Genomic DNA, 16,122 nt, shown 5'->3' on the forward strand with positions numbered 1-16,122 from the left:
CCGGCGACCCTTCGTTTTGAGGGGGTAGTGCTTAGTTGTTGGTCGGTGAGGACAACTTCTCCATCACCTGATCCAGGTTAAAGCTGGCCGCTTTCTGGCGTGGCGGGAATTCCTGGAAGGTTTCCAGGAAAGTCCCGACATATTGCTGCGCGGGCACCAGGAAATAGGCCCGGTCCAGCAGCCAGTCGTAATACGTGTTGGACGTCCGATAGGCGCGCTCATACGGATCGCGACGCAGATTGACGATCAGCGGGATACGCAACTCGGTCCAGGGTTCGATCCAGGCACGCAGGGTTGCCCACGCCTTTTGCTCAAGGAAAATCAGCTTCCAGACGTCAAAGCGCAGCGCCGTCAAATCACCGTCATCCGAGAAATAGAAGATCTCACGACGGGGGCTTTCCGTGGCTTCACCAGTCAGCAGCGGCAGGATGTTGTAGCCATCCAAGTGCACCTTGTAGTCGCGGCCCATGCCCGAAGAGCTATAGCCAGCTTTCAGTTTTTCCTTGATGTCAGGATCGCCCGCCACCGCAAGATAGGTCGGCAACCAATCCATGTGGTGCACGATCTCGTTCGTGACCGATCCGGCCTCGATCTGACCGGGCCAACGCACCATAGACGGAACGCGCCATCCGCCCTCCCAGTTGGTGTTCTTTTCACCCCAGAACGGTGTCATGGCAGCGTCGGGCCACGTGTTCATATGCGGTCCGTTGTCGGTGGAATAATGAACGATCGTGTTGTCAGCGATGCCCAGCTCATCCAGCAGATCAAGCAACTGGCCCACATGCATGTCATGTTCGATCATGCCGGCGGTGTATTCGTCAGCAACGCCGCCAACGATGTCATTCGCCTGCGCGCGCATCTCATCCTTAACATGCGTCCGGAAATGCATCCGTGTCCCGTTCCACCACACATAGAAGGGCTGGCCTTGCTCGTGCGCGCGTTTGATGAAGTCAATGGCCGCTGCAACGGTTTCGTCATCCACCGTTTCCATACGTTTACGGGTCAGAGGGCCGGTGTCCTCAATCGTGCCGTCGGCCTTGGATTTGATCACACCACGCGGACCATAAGCCTCGCGGAAGGTGCGCCCATCCGCCAGAACCGCGTCGCCGGGGTAGTCTTCGTTTTCAGGTTCTTCTTCGGCATTCAGGTGATAAAGGTTGCCAAAAAACTCATCGAATCCGTGGTTTGTCGGAAGGTGTTCATCCTTGTCACCAAGGTGGTTCTTGCCGAATTGACCCGTGGCATAGCCGTGGTCCTTCAAAAGACCAGCGATGGTTGGATCTTCGACCTGCATACCCAGATCGGCACCGGGCAGACCCACTTTGGACAGGCCCGTCCTGTATACCGATTGCCCCATGATGTACGACGAACGTCCGGCGGTACAGGACTGCTCACCATAATAATCGGTGAAAATCATCCCCTCTTTGGCAACGCGGTCGATGTTTGGGGTTCGATATCCCATCAGGCCCATCGTGTAGGCTGAGATATTCGACTGTCCGATATCATCACCCCAAATGACCAGGATGTTGGGTTTCTGATCCTGCGCCCAGGCTGGGATGGCCAACGCCACGGCGACAGTCGCCACGGCGACACTGCGCAAGCTTCTGCGCCATCTGTCTGCAATCAAACGAGGTGGTGACATGATGTGCTCCTGATCTGAAAGGGTTTCTGGAACCCATAGAATTGAATTGAATCTGCGGTCGGCTATTTCAGTCAAAAAGCCGCCTGAAAAAAATCCGATCCAGAACAACGAAGTTTTCGTCGTTTCAGGAATCGAATGCATTCATTTTAGGCTATGATTGGTTCTGAAAACTCATCATATGATGATATTGGAAATTACTAATGTTTGATAAAGCGAATAATATGAAGCTCTTGCGAGAAACAGGATGGTTCAGCAACCGCCCCGAGGCTTTTCAACGTGATCTACTTGAATGTGGCAGCGCAAAGTCTTTTGAAGCAGGGGAAACTCTGTATCACCACGGCGATGCATCAAACGGGATATTTGCGGTCCTCAGCGGGGGCGTGCAAATCACTGCACCAGCAGATGACGGGCAGGAGTTCGTCTTGCACCGAGAAGGTGCCGGGTTTTGGGTCGGAGATTTGGCGCTGTTTGCGGATGCGCCGAGGTTGGTCAGCGTCGTCACGACACGAGACACCAAGACGCTGTTTTTTCCCACCGCGCGCATCACCACGCTTGTTCAGAAAAACCCGGCGTATATTCGGGACTTTTATGCTCTGTCTCATGAAAACATGCAGACGGCCCTGCGCATCATGGCAAATCTGGCCGTGAATGGAAGCGAGAAGCGGCTTGTTCTAAGGCTGTTGCATCTGGAGGAAGGTACATCGAAATCCGATGACTGGATATTGGTGTCGCAAGAAGAATTGGCTCAGATGATTGCAGTTTCGCAGCCAACTTTACACCGCAGTCTTCATCGTCTTGCCGATTTAGGGCTGATTGAACTTGGATACAGTCGGGTGCGGCTCAAGGATAAGCGGGCGCTGATCGCGAGTTGCCAGACCTGACGATCAGGGGTTCAGTGGTGGCAGTGGGTGCGGCCGCGTATCCGGTGCCGTCACAAGTGAATCCAACGCTGACAATGCCGCCGACCAGTCCGGGGTATTGCCGGGAGAGGCCTCGCCGTAGACCGCTGCTCCGACTTTTATCAATTGCGCTTCAAGCGCAGCAAACCCAGCCGGATTACTGCAACGGCTTTTCCACGTTTCCAGCGCTGTATAAGCATCCGACAGATCATGATCCCGCAAAGCCTGTTTCAATTGCTTGAGGGCAAAATCCGGTGAAGCGTGGTAGGCGCGCTGGCGAGCGTCCTGCCAAACCCGGTAGCGCGGTGTAGTCCACCTTGCGAAAAACCATGCAGCTAAAGCCACGACGCCAGCCCAGATCACGTATTTGATCAGTTCTTCCGTGGTCGGGGGTTTGGGTCTCGGAGCAGCCAGCTGTAAGTCAACCGCCTCAGCTTCTGCGGTTTCGACCGCGTTGGTCGTCAGGTTGTACCACTGGATTGATACCGGTGGCAGCTGGGTGTCGCCTCCATCCTGTGCGAGATAAACGGTTTCTTCTGCACGTTGCCCGGAAAGAATACCCCGATCTTCCGTCTCGGTGAAACGCGGTTCTTTAGGGTAGGGTCGGAGCAGAGGGTCCTGATTTTCCGGTATTAATGGCGGTATCAAAAGCGGACTCGTACCAGTGATACGCGCCGTTAGACGCCGTGTAATTGCGTCTCCAGCTTGCAGTTCAGTATTACCTTCGACTTCCTGTTCCAGATCAAAGCCGTTTGCAATGATAAGCGGGTCCAGATCGCGCGCACCTTCGGGGATAACGGCATTGATCGTGATCGGCTGAAGTGGTACTGAGACCTGTGTAGGTGCATTTGTCTCGGGGTCGGCAAACGTGACCGTGACGTTGTTTGCACCAAATTCTATTGCCCCTGAAATCAGTGGATAAAGGCGGTAGCTGCGTTGAACCCCTGACCATGTCTCGCCGTCCACAGTTTCGCTGACGGGGCCAGAGGCGCGTTCCGGCAAGCGAACCAGAAGGTTTTCCTGTTCCAGGGACGGAAAAACCGGCGGCGATGGCATGAAAGTCGGGACCAGAACCTTTATGCGGAGTATGGTAGATTGCCCGACGATCACGTCTTCGCTGGGCGCTTCAACGATGACCTGTGGTTGGATCGTCGCAGTGCTCTGAGCCTGCAAGACACTTGGGGTCAGGAACGCGATCAGGAAGAATAAGTGTCTCATTGCTGTTGCACCTGATTTTCCAGCAGGAAGCGGTTTCGCAGAAAATCCTGCATGTCTGTATCAATGGCGCTGATCCATTGGTCCGCTGACAAAGGTTTAGCACCTTCTGTTTGGGCCTGAATGGTTGTGTTTTCACCCCTGCCAGACTCGTTGTCGAACACCGTATCATCCGCCCCGATCCCGGCTTCTTCGCCCGTATCTGATTGTTCGCGCGTGGTTTCCACATAGTCGAGTATGGCAGTCGCGACCTCAAGATTATGCTGCGCTTCCGGCCAGTTAGGGCGGCGACTTAAGGCCGTTTCAAACGCGGAAATAGCTGGTCGGTACTCACGATTGCGGATACGCGACATACCTTCGGCGAATGCGGCTTCGGGTGTGTTGATTTCCGCAAAGATCGCTGCGGCCTCAGGGTATTGGCCCGCTTTTAGGCGCGCGTAACCTTCATGGTATGGGTCTTCGAACAATTCCGCAGCGTCGGCGTATCTCTTTTGATTCATCGCGATTTGACCCTGTTGATCCGGGGTCAAGAACCAGTCTCTCCAACCTTGCGCATTGGCTGGCCCGGCGGGCTGTACGAGAAACAGCCCCAACAACGCCCATCTGATGACCCAGCCGCGCCTGAACCAAAGCAAAGACAGCAAGGCTGCAGGCCAAGCCAGCAACCACCCCTGGTCATTCCAATCCAGACGATCCTGGTCATCAAGGGCATTCTCATAGGCTGTTTGGATTTGCCTCTGCAACTTTGCGACATCGCGATCATCATTAGAAAAGGGAACAACGGTTGTGTTCTTTAGAGAGTTCAGCTGAACAATCTCGTCCCCCTGCGGAAGCATAGTCAAAAAGAACACCTGTGACGTCGCGTCTTGAAACTGGGTGAGCTGCGACGGGTCGATATCATCAAGGACAAACAGAACCGCGCCCGGCACGCCGCTTTCGCTCAATATGCTCTCGGCCAAACTCAGGGCGTCCCCCGCGGCATCTCCTTGTTTTGGCATCACGGCGGGCGTGAGACCCTCCAACAATGGACGCAGGATATTTGCATCTTCTGTTAGCGGGGCCACGCGGTGCGGTGTGCCTGCGTAGGCCACGAGTGCGGTGCGGGCTGGAACACGCGCGTTGATCAGATCCGTAACCTTCATTTTGGCACGCTCTAACCGAGAAGGGGGGAGGTCGGTGTTCTCCATGCTTTCCGTGACCTTCAAGGCGATCACCAATGGCGCTTTATCAGCAACCAATGGGTTGGTGGCCCGTGACCATGTCGGGCCGGCCGTCGCGATGGCGACCAGAGCTGCGGCAACCATCGCAACATCAATTGGATAGATGCGGCGCTGTTCATCCGCCCCCAACGTCAAAGCTTCGGCAAGGTGAGGTGCAATGCCTAAGGGCAGATCCGATTTACCGGAACGCTTTGGTCGGATCAGCCACCACAGTCCACAAATGGGGATTAGAAACAGTAGGTAAGCCGTTCGGATAAAATGAAATTCAGCCAGCGCGTCGATCATGGAGCACTCCTGCGACGCTGCACGAAATGGAAACCAGCTGAACTGATCAAAACCAAGATCAGCGCGGCAGACAAAGGGAAATGAGTCAGACTTTCACGCGGACGGTAGCTTTGCGTTTCGACAATCCTCGGGTTTTGCTCATCAATCCGCTGATACGTTTGCGCGAGAGCGGCTTCGTCATTGGCAAAGAAGTACTGACCACCCGTTCTGTCAGCGATGGCTTTCAGCGCGTCCAAATCAACCCGATCTTCTCCCGAGGCATTGGGATCGCCGACGCCAATCGTGTAGATGACAACGCTTTTTTCTGCTGCAATTGCCGCAGCATTCGTCGGGGTCATCCGGCTGGAGGTGTCTGCTCCGTCGCTCAGAACGATCATCAAGCGTTGATCCACGTCGCTTGACTCGAAGGTACGTATGCCAAGGCCAATTGCGTCACCCAAGGCAGTATTTGGCCCCGCCATGCCAACTTCAGTTTGGTCAAGGAACCCATTCAAACTGTTGAGGTCTTCGGTAAAGGGGGCTTGAACAAATGCGCGGGTTCCAAAGATAACAAGGGCCATTCGGTCGCCCTGACGCTCTGCTATGAAACTGCGCAAAACGTCTTTAACAGCGGCCAGTCGTTGTTTGGGAGCCCCATCGTTGGACTGAAAATCGCGCTGGTCCATTGACCCCGAGATATCCAGGGCCAACACAACGTCTCTGGCAGACTTTTCGACAACAATCGGCTTAGCCAGCCTTTCAGGTCGGGCGAGCGCTGTCACCAGAAGCAACCAAATGAAGATAACCACAATGGTCTGCAAATTCGAACGATGTGGAATGATCGAGCCGGATTTTGGCTCGACCCCAGCAGCCTGTGCAACATGGCGAAAGAACGGAATGCGGATCGAACTGGTCTTTTCTCTGTGCGCAGGCACAAACCAATACACAAGCGCGGGCAGTGGCAGAAGAAAGAAAGCCCATGGCGCAGCGAATGAGATCATTGACGCGCACCATCGGGTTTGTGGGTTTTGATCCACGTCCGCGCGAGGTTTGAAACCTCAGAATCTGTAATGGCGCCACGATAGGGAGCTTCAAGAAGCGTTTTCGCGGAGGATTCAGAAATAGACAATTTTTCAGATGATTGCTTGAGGAAATTAATCCAATTCTGACCGTATAGCCCGGCTACACGCTCGCGCGGATATGCGGCGAGCGCTGTGCGTCGGAGGATCTCGGCTATTTGGGCGGCATCGTCACCCGCGCGTTCTAAATCTGCCAGCGCGGCGTGTCTGTACGCGTTGGCCAGTCGGTGACGTCGAAGCAGATAGAAAGCAATAGCCAATGTCGCGACCAAAAGAAGCGCCAACACTGCCCATCCCCATGTCTGTGGTGCCATCGGAATAGGCACTGGAACCGGGGCAGGTTCGAGCATGTCCAGCAATTCAACCAGAGATTTGCCTTCGACATCGACGCTCATCGGTGCCCCCCACGATGACCAAACTGCCATAACAATTGATCCAAGGCTGGTTCAGAAGTGGTCATTGGAACAATCGGGAACCCGTATCGGCGTGACCAAATCTGTAATTTCTCCAATCTATGCTCCAACGTGGTTTTGATGCGATCGGACAGGTTCGGATCAGAGCTGTCGAGTTCAATTTGCTTGGACCCGCCTGAGACTGTCATCTTCAATCCGGGCGCAAGTTCACGTGAACTGGGGTCAGAGATATTGAATAAAATCAGATCGTTTGATTGGGCCAACCTACTCAACAGGCCTTCCGATACCTCATCCAGACCATCGAAGTCCGAAAACACACACACCAGTGCGTTTGTTTTAGCCATATGAGATGCCTGTTTCAGCACATCATTCAGTGCAACAGTTGGCTCCGGTCGCAAAGCCGCGTTCAAGCTGCAATTCATGGCGGCGACGGAAGACAAAAACCGGGTCAGCGAAGTGGCGCGTCGCTGCGGACGATGCTCGGCCAGATCGGTGTCGCCGAAGACAATTCCTCCGACACGGTCGCCTTGTCCCAACACGCGGTGCGCAGCAATGGCTGCGGCTTCTGCGGCAATGACCGATTTCATGTAAACGTCGGTTCCAAAAAACATCGAAACACGTTGATCAACCAGCAACAGGGCAGGGCGATCTCGTTCTTCGGTATAGACCCTAACGTGGGGTTCTCCGGTGCGCGCGGTAACTTTCCAGTCGATTGTTCGGATGTCGTCGCCGGGCAGATAGCTGCGCAATTCTTCAAAGTTCAAACCGCGTCCGCGTAGGCGCGAGGCGTGCCGTCCGTTCAGGATTGATCGGGCCGGCTGCCGAGGCAAAAGACTGATTGCGCGGGACTTTGCACCAAGCCGCAGAAGATGATCCGCATCCACATAAATGCGTGGGTCATCGGAATATGTGGCGGTCTGGGCCACTGGCGTTTATTCCTTTCAACTACGGCAAAGCGACAAGGCGCAGGATTTCCGAGATCACATCATCTGCCGTTTTCGCATTTCCCTGTGCCTCAAAACTAAGCGTGACGCGGTGGCGGAAGACGTCATGGGCGATAGCCCGGATATCGGCTGGGTCGACATAATCACGCTTGTTCATCCAGGCGTGCGCACGCCCGCATTTGTCCAGCGCCAGAGAGGCCCGCGGGCTGGCACCGATTTCGATCCAACTTGCCAGTTCTTCGCCGTACTTCTCAGGCGTTCTGGTCGCCTGCACCAGATCTGCCATGTATCGGTCCATCGCGTCAGAGACGTGGATCTGTCCGATTTCTTTGCGCGCCTGAAACATGGCGTCCTGCGGGATTGGGGGTGGTCTTTCTCCGGATGAACCGGTGCCGGCCGCAATTTCCTCATTCCGGACCAGACGAATGACTTCAACCTCGTCCTCAACCGGCGGATAGGTGATCTGAACGTGCATCAGGAAACGGTCCATCTGAGCCTCGGGCAGGGGGTAGGTGCCTTCCTGCTCAATAGGGTTCTGGGTGGCCATGACGATGAACAGTGGTTCCATCTTGTGGGTCGTGCCCGAAACGGTGACCTGGCGTTCTTCCATCGCCTCCAGCAACGCGGCCTGAACTTTGGCAGGTGCGCGGTTAATCTCGTCGGCCAATACGATGTTCGCAAAGATCGGGCCTGCGTCAAAGCTGAACGTACCCCCGGCGTCGGTTTGCTGAAACACTTCGGTTCCGGTCACGTCGGATGGCAGTAGGTCAGGGGTGAACTGTATTCGGCTGAAGCTTGCATCAAGATTGCGGGCCATCGCCTTGACGGCACGTGTTTTTGCTAAACCCGGCAGACCTTCGATCAACAGGTTGCCGTTCGCCAGCAACCCAATGAGCAGCCGGTCGATCACCTCGGTTTGCCCGATGATTGTCTGCCCCATGCGGGCTTTGAGTTCATTTATCTGATTAAGTGCATTCATTTGGCGGGTCCAATCGGGGCAAGGCGTCTGCTGGTAAAACGGCTAGTTGCGCCAAAGCGTGATGATCAAGAATATTCTGTAATGATCGCAAGTTAGCAGTCTTGGACCCCTTGATCTACCTTCAAATACGCTGCGCAATGTGTTTCAAGTCAGCCCGCAGATCAGCACGAATTTCGCCATGGTTTGGCTCGTCCCGCAGTGTATCTAACCAGTGGCCCGGCGGGTTCTTTCCAGCGGCCCGGTTCCAAGATAGATCACCCAGAATGCCCTGTGATTGGGCGTTCAAAACGTCAGGAATCTCGGTCCGGTTCAAGGTCGCCCATACACCGCTCCACAGCCGCGCGACGGACCAGGGGTTATATCCACCGCCGCCCAGAACCAGCAGCCTTGGGGCCATATCGCGTAGGCTTGCCACTGCACGCCAATGGGCGTTGTTCGACAATGTGAGACGAGACAAGGGATCCTCTGCCACCGCGTCAGCACCGCATTGCAAAACGATGGCTTGCGGCTTGAACGCCGCCGTAGCAGGCAGGATCAGTTGGTCGAGGATGGCATAGAACTCATCATCATTGAGATTGCGTTCCACCGGGAAATTGAACGCAGCCCCGCCTGCATCGTCGTCAAGCGTGCCGCTAAATGGCCAGCGGCGCGTTTCGTGCATTGAGATCGTACGCACTTTGGTTGAACCCCGAAAGGCGAGCTCGACCCCGTCGCAATGGTGCGCGTCAATGTCGATATAGACGATACGATCGAGCCCGGCGCTCAGCATCGTGAGGATCGCCAGAACCGGGTCGTTCAAGTAGCAAAACCCGTTTGCGCGGTCTGCAAGGCCGTGATGAGTGCCTCCGGCAGGGCTGTAGACTATACCACCATCACGGATCAGTTCGGCCCCCAGCATTGAGCCGCCAGCAGCTGTGGCCGGGCGCCGGTACATCTCGGCGAAAACGGGGTTCGACAGCGTGCCCAGCGCATGCCGTTCCCGTATTTCATCGGACACAGACTGTTCTTTTTCGGCCTGTTGCAGGGCCGCGATGTAGTCTTGCGTGTGGAATCGGGTGAGAGCCGAGGGTTTCGCACAGGGGCTGACGCGGTAATTCGCGGGCGTTAACCACCCTTCGGCCCGGCACAGGTCAATAACAGTGGAAACGCGCGGAATTGCCAGAGGGTGTTTCGAACCATAGGTCGACCTGCGGTAGATTTCCGATCCAATGAACAGAGGGTCTTGCATCGGTCAGCTTGCGGCGCTTGGGCGGTTCTCTTCGCCCAGTCTGCCATCAAGAGACATGAGGATGGCAACCGGTCTCAACGCCGGGATATGGCTGAACACAATCAGGATGCATACGGTCAGGGGTACGCTGAGGAAGGCTCCGATCAGGCCCCAGATTGTGGTCCAGAACATCAGGGCTAGTATGACCAGAAACGTGGACATGTTCAGCGAACGCCCCAGCAAGGCGGGGTCCAGGAAATTACCGATCAGGAACTGAATAGTGCCGCAGCCCAGAACGATGATCAGAAACGGCCCGATGCTTTCGAATTGCACCAGTGCAATCAGAGACGGGAACACCACCGCGATGATTGAGCCGATAGATGGGATAAAGTTCAGCGCAAAGGTCAGCACGGCCCAGGTTTCAGCAAATTCAAGCCCCAACACCTTGAACACCGTGTAACTGATGCCCGCCGTAATCAGGCTGATAAAGGTCTTCACACCGACATAGCGTTGCAGGCTGAATGTGATCGCATCGAGGATAGAAGCGAACTCGGCCCCGGTTTTGGGGTCACCGGCGGCCAAACGTATCTTTTTGCGAAAGGCCAGCCGCTCGGCCATCAGGAAGGCGACGTAAAGACTGATCAAAAAGAACTGGTTTAGCAAAGAGGTGGCACTACCCAGCAGGACACGCGCGATATAGGACATGTCGATGTTGATCAGGTTGTCTCGAATAAACTTGGTCACGTCATTGCCGACCAGACCGGTGACGCGATTGACCGTGTCGTCAAACTGATCTTCATAGGTTCCTATGGTGCGGGCAAACTGGGTCGCCTGACTGCCCAAAATATACATGATTACGAACAAACCGGCCAACACCACGGTGACGCCCGCGACATTGGCCAGCCAGACCGGCATGCGGGTCAAGGCGATGATCCTGTCGCTCAGCGCGATGATCAGCACATTGACCAACAGTGCCATCGTCAGCGGGATCAGAAATGCAGATCCCGCATAAAGACCCAGAACAGACAGCGTCGCCACAATCGCCACGTCCCTCACGACGGAGAGTTTCAGCTTTGTCGGCGTCTCGATGTCGTTTGTGTCCAAAGTCATTGGTCGGCCCATTTCAGGATTAGCGCGCAGCGCGTGTTTCTGATCCTGCACAGCTAATTGGGATTATGCAATGCGACCAGATATTTGTATGGGATTATTTGCATTTCATGTGCAATTGCCGGTTCTGCGGATTGGGTAGGCAGGCTAGGCTTTGAGAATGAACGCAAATGTGATTCCTTATATCGGTCGCCCGGTTCAGGCCCTTTGGCTGGCCATCGTCCGTTTCGACGCCAAAAGCGGCTTTGTCATGAGCAGCCACGTCGCCATGTCGCTGATGCTGGCGCTGTTTCCCTTTGCGTTGTTCACGGTGGCTTTGGCGGGGTCTCTGTCGCAGGATTACGTAACCAACGAATTGATTGACCTGATTTTCGGTGCATGGCCCAGCGATGTAGCTGGTCCGATCGTGGCGGAACTGCGCTCGGTTCTGGACGAGTCCGGCTCGGGTGTCATCACGCTGGGCGGTTTGCTTGCGGTATTTTTCGCCTCAAACGGCGTGGTGGCCGTGCGCAAGGCCATGAACCAAGCCTACCACGACAAGGACAGCTGGCCATTCTGGAAAACCCGATTGTTGTGTTTCGGGCTGGTTATCGTGGGCGGAATAACCATCATGATCATCGCTGCAGTCGAGGTGGTTCTGCCGGTTTACACCCAGCTTGTTTCCGAGAAGACAGATGTGAACGTCTCTGATTGGCTGTCGGTAGATCGCCTGCGCTGGACGTTTACCGTAGGCGTGCCGATTGGCGTTGTCGTGTTGGCGCATTTGATCTTGCCGACTGGGCGGCACAATCTTCGGCAAATCCTGCCGGGTGTGGTGTTGACGCTGGCCCTGTGGTCTTTGGGCGGGTGGGGATTTTCGGTCTATATCGCCCAGTTCGCCTCATACAGCGCCACCTATGCCGGTCTGGCAGGAGCAATGGCTGCTTTGATCTTTCTGTACCTCTGCGCCGCAATCCTCATCCTCGGGGCGGAATTTAACGGCGCGCTGATGGATCTGCGCAACGGCGCAGACGGGCAGGCGCTGTGAAGCTGAGGGGCCTCTTCCTGCTTGCGCTTTTGCCCGGTTTTGCCGCGGCTCAGACGCCAGCATATGTGGGCTCAGGGCAATGCGTAGACTGCCATTCTGAACAGTCGGCGGCTTGGGAAGGATCCCATCACGATCTGGCCTGGACGCAAGTAGAAGACGACCACGTTGCCGCCAATTTTGACGGCACCGAGTTCTCGCATGATGGGATGACGGTCGAATTCAGCCAATCTGGCGACACCTTACAGGCCAATGTGACCGAAAAGGATGGCATGACCTCTGCCTACGGTGTGCATTCTGTCGTCGGGATCAAGCCCTTGCAGCAATACCTGTTCGAGACCGAACCTGGTCGATTGCAGAGCTTCGATGTGGTCTGGGATACCGAGAACCGGAATTGGTATCACCTCTATCCCGATCAGGATCTGCCGCCGGATGACGGGTTGCACTGGACTGGCCCTTACAAGAACTGGAATGCGCGATGTGCGGATTGCCATGCGACCGGGTTCGAAAAGAACTATGACGTTCAGACGCGCCAATACAGCTCGGTTCAGGCTGAGATCGGGGTAGGGTGCGAAGCCTGCCATGGGCCAGCTTCGGCACATATCGGCTGGACGCAGGGACAAAGCGTGCCTGCTGATCTGAACGATTACGGGTTTTCGATGAATTGGGGGCAAACAGAGACCGCGATCCAGCAATGTGCCGGGTGTCATTCCCGACGCGAAGCACATGGTGACGGCAACCCGTTACCCGGAACCCCATATCATGACGCCTACAATCTGGCGGTTTTACGCCCCGGTCTTTATCATCCGGACGGGCAGATATTGGACGAGGTCTACGTTTACGGCTCGTTTCTGCAATCCAAAATGTACGCACAAGGCGTGGGCTGCATGAATTGCCACGACCCTCATACTGCCGAGCTGCGGGCAGAGGGTAACGGCGTCTGTACGCAATGTCATTCACCGGCGGGCAATCCGGATTTTCCAACGCTGTCCGCCAAAGACTATGACACGCCGTTGCATAATCATCACCCGGAAAGCAGTGATGGTGCGCAGTGTGTGTCCTGCCACATGATCGAGCGTGTTTATATGGGCGTTGACGGTCGGCGCGATCACAGTTTCCGCATCCCGCGTCCCGATCTTGGTTTGGGGCAGGACGCCTGCACCGACTGTCATCAGTCCGAGTATCAAGCCTGGGCCGCGGAAAAGATAGAGGTGTGGTTTCCGGCCTCTGCACATCGAGGACCGCATTATGGAACTGCGTTTCAGACGGCGTTGGACGGGCGCGCCGATGGGCCAGACGACTTGCTTGGCATCGCCATGGACATGGAACAGCCCGGCATCGTCCGCGCCACGGCGGCGTATCTGCTGCAACCTTTCGGGTCGGCTGACATTGCGGCGAGGACAGCCGCGTTGTTGACGGACGCCGATCCCTTGGTGCGCGCCAATGCGGTGGCTTTGCAGCGTCAGGCGTTGCTGCCCGATCAGGTTGAACGGTTGGAGCCTTTGCTTACAGACCCGACGCGCAATGTCCGTATTTCAGCGGCCAAAGAATTCCTGAATATTCCAGGCCGATCTCTGTCTCCGGAGCAGCAGGCACGGGTCGGACGGAGTATGGGGGAATGGCAGCAGGCGCTGTCGAACCGGCTGGATTTTCCCGAAACCCATCTTGTTCTCGGGGGGATGGCTCTGACGTTTCGGAACGCTCCGGCGGCTGAGCGCGCTTTTCAGGAGGTCGTGGTGCTGGACCCGCAGCGCGCCGAGGCCTGGCCCATACTGGTGCAATTGGCGCAGATCAACCGCGGTACAGAGGCCGCGCGCGACGTGCTGCGTCAGGCGTTGGATGCAATACCAAATGACCCGGAATTGCTGGACCTCAAGACCCAGCTTGATCCCTGAGTCGGCACGGCAGGGCCGGGTTTGCGCCATGATACCGGCAAATTTCATCGCTAATCTCTCAGACACGGAAGAAACTCCACCCGGCAGTCAGGTGACCCATGTCCGAGAAACTGATCTACACATCCAAGTTGCAGCGCCCGGTGCCGCTGAGCCAGCGGATCGCCGAGCTTCAGGCCAGAAAACCGGAATACATCAGTCGCGGAGAGGCTTTGCTGTTGCAGCGCACAGCCGCTGATTCCCTGCGCGAACAGTTTCTGCCCGGTGATCGGAGCTGGTTGGAGGACTAACCTCAGCCGCGAAAGCCCGTGGCGACCACGAATTTCTCGGAACTGTCTGAACGCGACGCGGGCGGCTTTACGTTGGCCACTTTTTCAAACTTCTGTTTCAGCAGCTTTTGCAGATCACCCTCAGCGCCTCCGGCCAGAACTTTGGCGACAAAGGTGCCGCCTTCTTCCAGCACGTCAAAGGCGAAATAGGCGGCCGTTTCGCACAGGGCCATGATCCGCAAATGGTCGGTCTGCTTGTGGCCCGAGGACGCGGCGGCCATGTCTGACATCACCACATCTGCCTTGCCGCCGAGCCAGTCTTTGACCTTCTTGTCGGCATCATCTTCCATGAAGTCCAGCACATGAGCTGTCGCACCTGCGACGGGTTCGACCTCTTGCAGATCAACACCCAACACCGTGCCGATCCGCTTACCTGATCGTTCGCCCAGCGCGTTCACTCGCTTGACCGCAACCTGAAGCCAGCCTCCGGGCGCACAGCCCAGATCGACGACGCGGGCGCCGGGGACGAGAAAGCGGAACTTGTCGTCCAGCTCCAGAATCTTGTAAGCCGCGCGCCCGCGGTATCCGTCGGCCTGCGCGCGCTTTACATACGGGTCGTTCAACTGCCGCTCGAGCCAGCGGGTCGAGCTGAGCTTGCGCCCGCGCGCTGTTTTCACCTTTACCTTCAGGTCGCGCTGCCCACGGCCTGAGTTGTTTTTTCCACTCGGTGTTTTCGCCATCAGAACGGTCCGTCTTCCAATACACCGTCCGCACTCATCTGCGCATATAGCAGACCTTCGCGCAGCCCACGGTCCGCCACGGAAAGGCGGTCGGTGGGCCAGCAGCGAAGCAATGCCTGCAAAATGGCCGAGCCGGACATGATCAGGGCCTGCCGGTCATCGCCGATACGCGGATCTCGCCGCCGCCCCAGTGGACCGAGTTCTAAGTATCCCCGTATGACTTTGTCAATCTGATCGCTGGTCATGCGCAGACCGTCCACCTTGGTCCGGTCATAGCGCTTCAGCCCCAGATGTGAGGCCGCCACCGTCGTCACCGTGCCGCTGGTGCCAACGATCTGAAACCCTTCGCGGGCTTGCTCGTCTTTATACGGGGCGAAATCGGCAAGGTTTTCTTCGAAGAACCAACTCATAAGGGCAAAACGGGCCGAGTCATCCTGAACATCGTGGAACTGATCGCGCAGGGTCGCGACGCCCAGCGGAACGCTGATCCAATCCACCACTTTGGCGGCGGGGAAGGGGCTGTCCGAAGTGTGGAACCCGTTATGCAGCCGCATGATCGCTGCCGGACGGTCGCGGCGCGGCACGGAAGAGATGTCGATCCACACCAATTCGGTTGAGCCGCCGCCAATATCAACCACCAGCAACTGTTCAGTCTTGGTCGAGACCAGCGGGGCACAAGAGATCACGGCCAGACGCGCCTCTTCTTCGGGCTGGATAATCTCAAGCGTCAGGCCGGTTTCGCGTTTCACCTGCCGGATGAAATCGCGCGAGTTTTTGGCGCGTCGGCATGCCTCGGTTGCGACCAGACGCATGCGTCTGACCTTATTGCGTTTCAGCTTTTGCTGACAGATGCGCAGCGCCTGAATGGTGCGCGACATCGAAGACCGGGACAGCCGTCCGGTCCGTTCCAAACCCGCGCCCAACTGCACGGATTTCGAGAAACTGTCCACCACATGAAACCCGCTGCCCTTGGGCTGGGCTATCAACATGCGACAGCTATTTGTCCCCAAATCCAGAGCCGCATAGAGTGCATCCGGATCGGGTCTTGCCGGCGCGGGGCTTTCGACCGCCTTCGGGAACGCGCCCGCACCTTTGGGACGCTTGGGCGCCATTCGTCACGCCCTCCGATTTTCGAGTTGATTTGACCCTAGGCGGCGTATCGCCGACGCGCAAGTGATTTCAATTTTGAATTTCTCGTGATTGTCACACAGCATTCACAGAGACGTGC

15 protein-coding genes are annotated in these 16,122 nt (G+C 56.4%); 4 read left to right on the forward strand and 11 right to left on the reverse strand.

Annotated elements, in window-relative coordinates; translation table 11 throughout:
- Positions 1–31: 31 nt before the first annotated feature.
- Positions 32–1,642 carry an arylsulfatase gene (locus ACOQOY_RS19855; protein ID WP_420587048.1) on the reverse strand — a complete coding sequence of 537 codons (1,611 nt, stop codon included), beginning with the start codon at positions 1,640–1,642 and terminating at the stop codon, positions 32–34.
- A gap of 200 nt (positions 1,643–1,842) precedes the next feature.
- On the opposite strand from ACOQOY_RS19855, the gene ACOQOY_RS19860 reads away from it, so the two are divergent.
- Positions 1,843–2,523, forward strand: a complete 681-nt coding sequence (locus ACOQOY_RS19860) for a Crp/Fnr family transcriptional regulator (protein WP_420587049.1) — start codon at positions 1,843–1,845, stop codon at positions 2,521–2,523.
- Positions 2,524–2,526: 3 nt separating this feature from the next.
- Here ACOQOY_RS19860 and ACOQOY_RS19865 read toward each other — a convergent pair whose 3' ends face one another.
- The 8 genes from ACOQOY_RS19865 to ACOQOY_RS19900 all read right to left on the reverse strand — a co-directional run bounded on the left by ACOQOY_RS19865 (position 2,527) and on the right by ACOQOY_RS19900 (position 10,972).
- Entirely contained in the window at positions 2,527–3,759 is a 1,233-nt protein-coding gene (locus ACOQOY_RS19865) for a hypothetical protein (protein ID WP_420587050.1), read from the reverse strand.
- Complete coding sequence (locus ACOQOY_RS19870; RefSeq protein ID WP_420587051.1) at positions 3,756–5,261, reverse strand: VWA domain-containing protein; 1,506 nt, start codon at positions 5,259–5,261, stop codon at positions 3,756–3,758. Before ACOQOY_RS19870 ends, ACOQOY_RS19865 begins: the two co-directional genes overlap by 4 nt.
- Positions 5,258–6,241 (reverse strand): vWA domain-containing protein, encoded by a 984-nt coding sequence (locus ACOQOY_RS19875; RefSeq protein WP_420587052.1) that lies wholly within the window; start codon positions 6,239–6,241, stop codon positions 5,258–5,260. The genes ACOQOY_RS19870 and ACOQOY_RS19875 overlap by 4 nt, the downstream gene beginning before the upstream one ends.
- Positions 6,238–6,714 (reverse strand): DUF4381 domain-containing protein, encoded by a 477-nt coding sequence (locus tag ACOQOY_RS19880; RefSeq protein ID WP_420587053.1) that lies wholly within the window; start codon positions 6,712–6,714, stop codon positions 6,238–6,240. Before ACOQOY_RS19880 ends, ACOQOY_RS19875 begins: the two co-directional genes overlap by 4 nt.
- Entirely contained in the window at positions 6,711–7,658 is a 948-nt protein-coding gene (locus ACOQOY_RS19885) for a DUF58 domain-containing protein (RefSeq protein WP_420587054.1), read from the reverse strand. Before ACOQOY_RS19885 ends, ACOQOY_RS19880 begins: the two co-directional genes overlap by 4 nt.
- Positions 7,659–7,677: 19 nt before the next feature.
- Positions 7,678–8,655, reverse strand: coding sequence for an AAA family ATPase (locus ACOQOY_RS19890; RefSeq protein ID WP_420587055.1), 978 nt, complete (start codon positions 8,653–8,655; stop codon positions 7,678–7,680).
- Between the two features lie 121 nt (positions 8,656–8,776).
- Positions 8,777–9,883 (reverse strand): acetoin utilization protein AcuC, encoded by a 1,107-nt coding sequence (locus ACOQOY_RS19895; RefSeq protein WP_420587056.1) that lies wholly within the window; start codon positions 9,881–9,883, stop codon positions 8,777–8,779.
- 3 nt (positions 9,884–9,886) lie between these two features.
- Positions 9,887–10,972 carry an AI-2E family transporter gene (locus tag ACOQOY_RS19900; RefSeq protein ID WP_420587057.1) on the reverse strand — a complete coding sequence of 362 codons (1,086 nt, stop codon included), beginning with the start codon at positions 10,970–10,972 and terminating at the stop codon, positions 9,887–9,889.
- Between the two features lie 157 nt (positions 10,973–11,129).
- Between ACOQOY_RS19900 and ACOQOY_RS19905 the strand changes: the two genes are divergently transcribed.
- From ACOQOY_RS19905 to ACOQOY_RS19915, 3 genes are all read left to right on the forward strand, one after another.
- Complete coding sequence (locus ACOQOY_RS19905) at positions 11,130–11,996, forward strand: YihY/virulence factor BrkB family protein (protein WP_420587058.1); 867 nt, start codon at positions 11,130–11,132, stop codon at positions 11,994–11,996.
- Entirely contained in the window at positions 11,993–13,888 is a 1,896-nt protein-coding gene (locus ACOQOY_RS19910; protein WP_420587059.1) for a multiheme c-type cytochrome, read from the forward strand. Before ACOQOY_RS19905 ends, ACOQOY_RS19910 begins: the two co-directional genes overlap by 4 nt.
- Before the next feature lie 98 nt (positions 13,889–13,986).
- Positions 13,987–14,175, forward strand: a complete 189-nt coding sequence (locus ACOQOY_RS19915) for a hypothetical protein (RefSeq protein ID WP_420587060.1) — start codon at positions 13,987–13,989, stop codon at positions 14,173–14,175.
- Positions 14,176–14,177: 2 nt separating this feature from the next.
- Here the strand turns inward: ACOQOY_RS19915 and ACOQOY_RS19920 are convergent, their stop codons facing one another.
- A complete protein-coding gene (locus ACOQOY_RS19920) occupies positions 14,178–14,894 on the reverse strand; it encodes an RlmE family RNA methyltransferase (RefSeq protein WP_420587061.1) in 717 nt (238 codons plus the stop codon).
- Positions 14,894–16,006: a Ppx/GppA phosphatase family protein gene (locus ACOQOY_RS19925; RefSeq protein WP_420587062.1), complete on the reverse strand. Its 1,113-nt coding sequence runs from the start codon at positions 16,004–16,006 to the stop codon at positions 14,894–14,896. Before ACOQOY_RS19925 ends, ACOQOY_RS19920 begins: the two co-directional genes overlap by 1 nt.
- Positions 16,007–16,122 lie beyond the last annotated feature (116 nt).

The organism is Ruegeria sp., assembly GCF_965221235.1.
GTDB lineage: Bacteria > Pseudomonadota > Alphaproteobacteria > Rhodobacterales > Rhodobacteraceae > Ruegeria.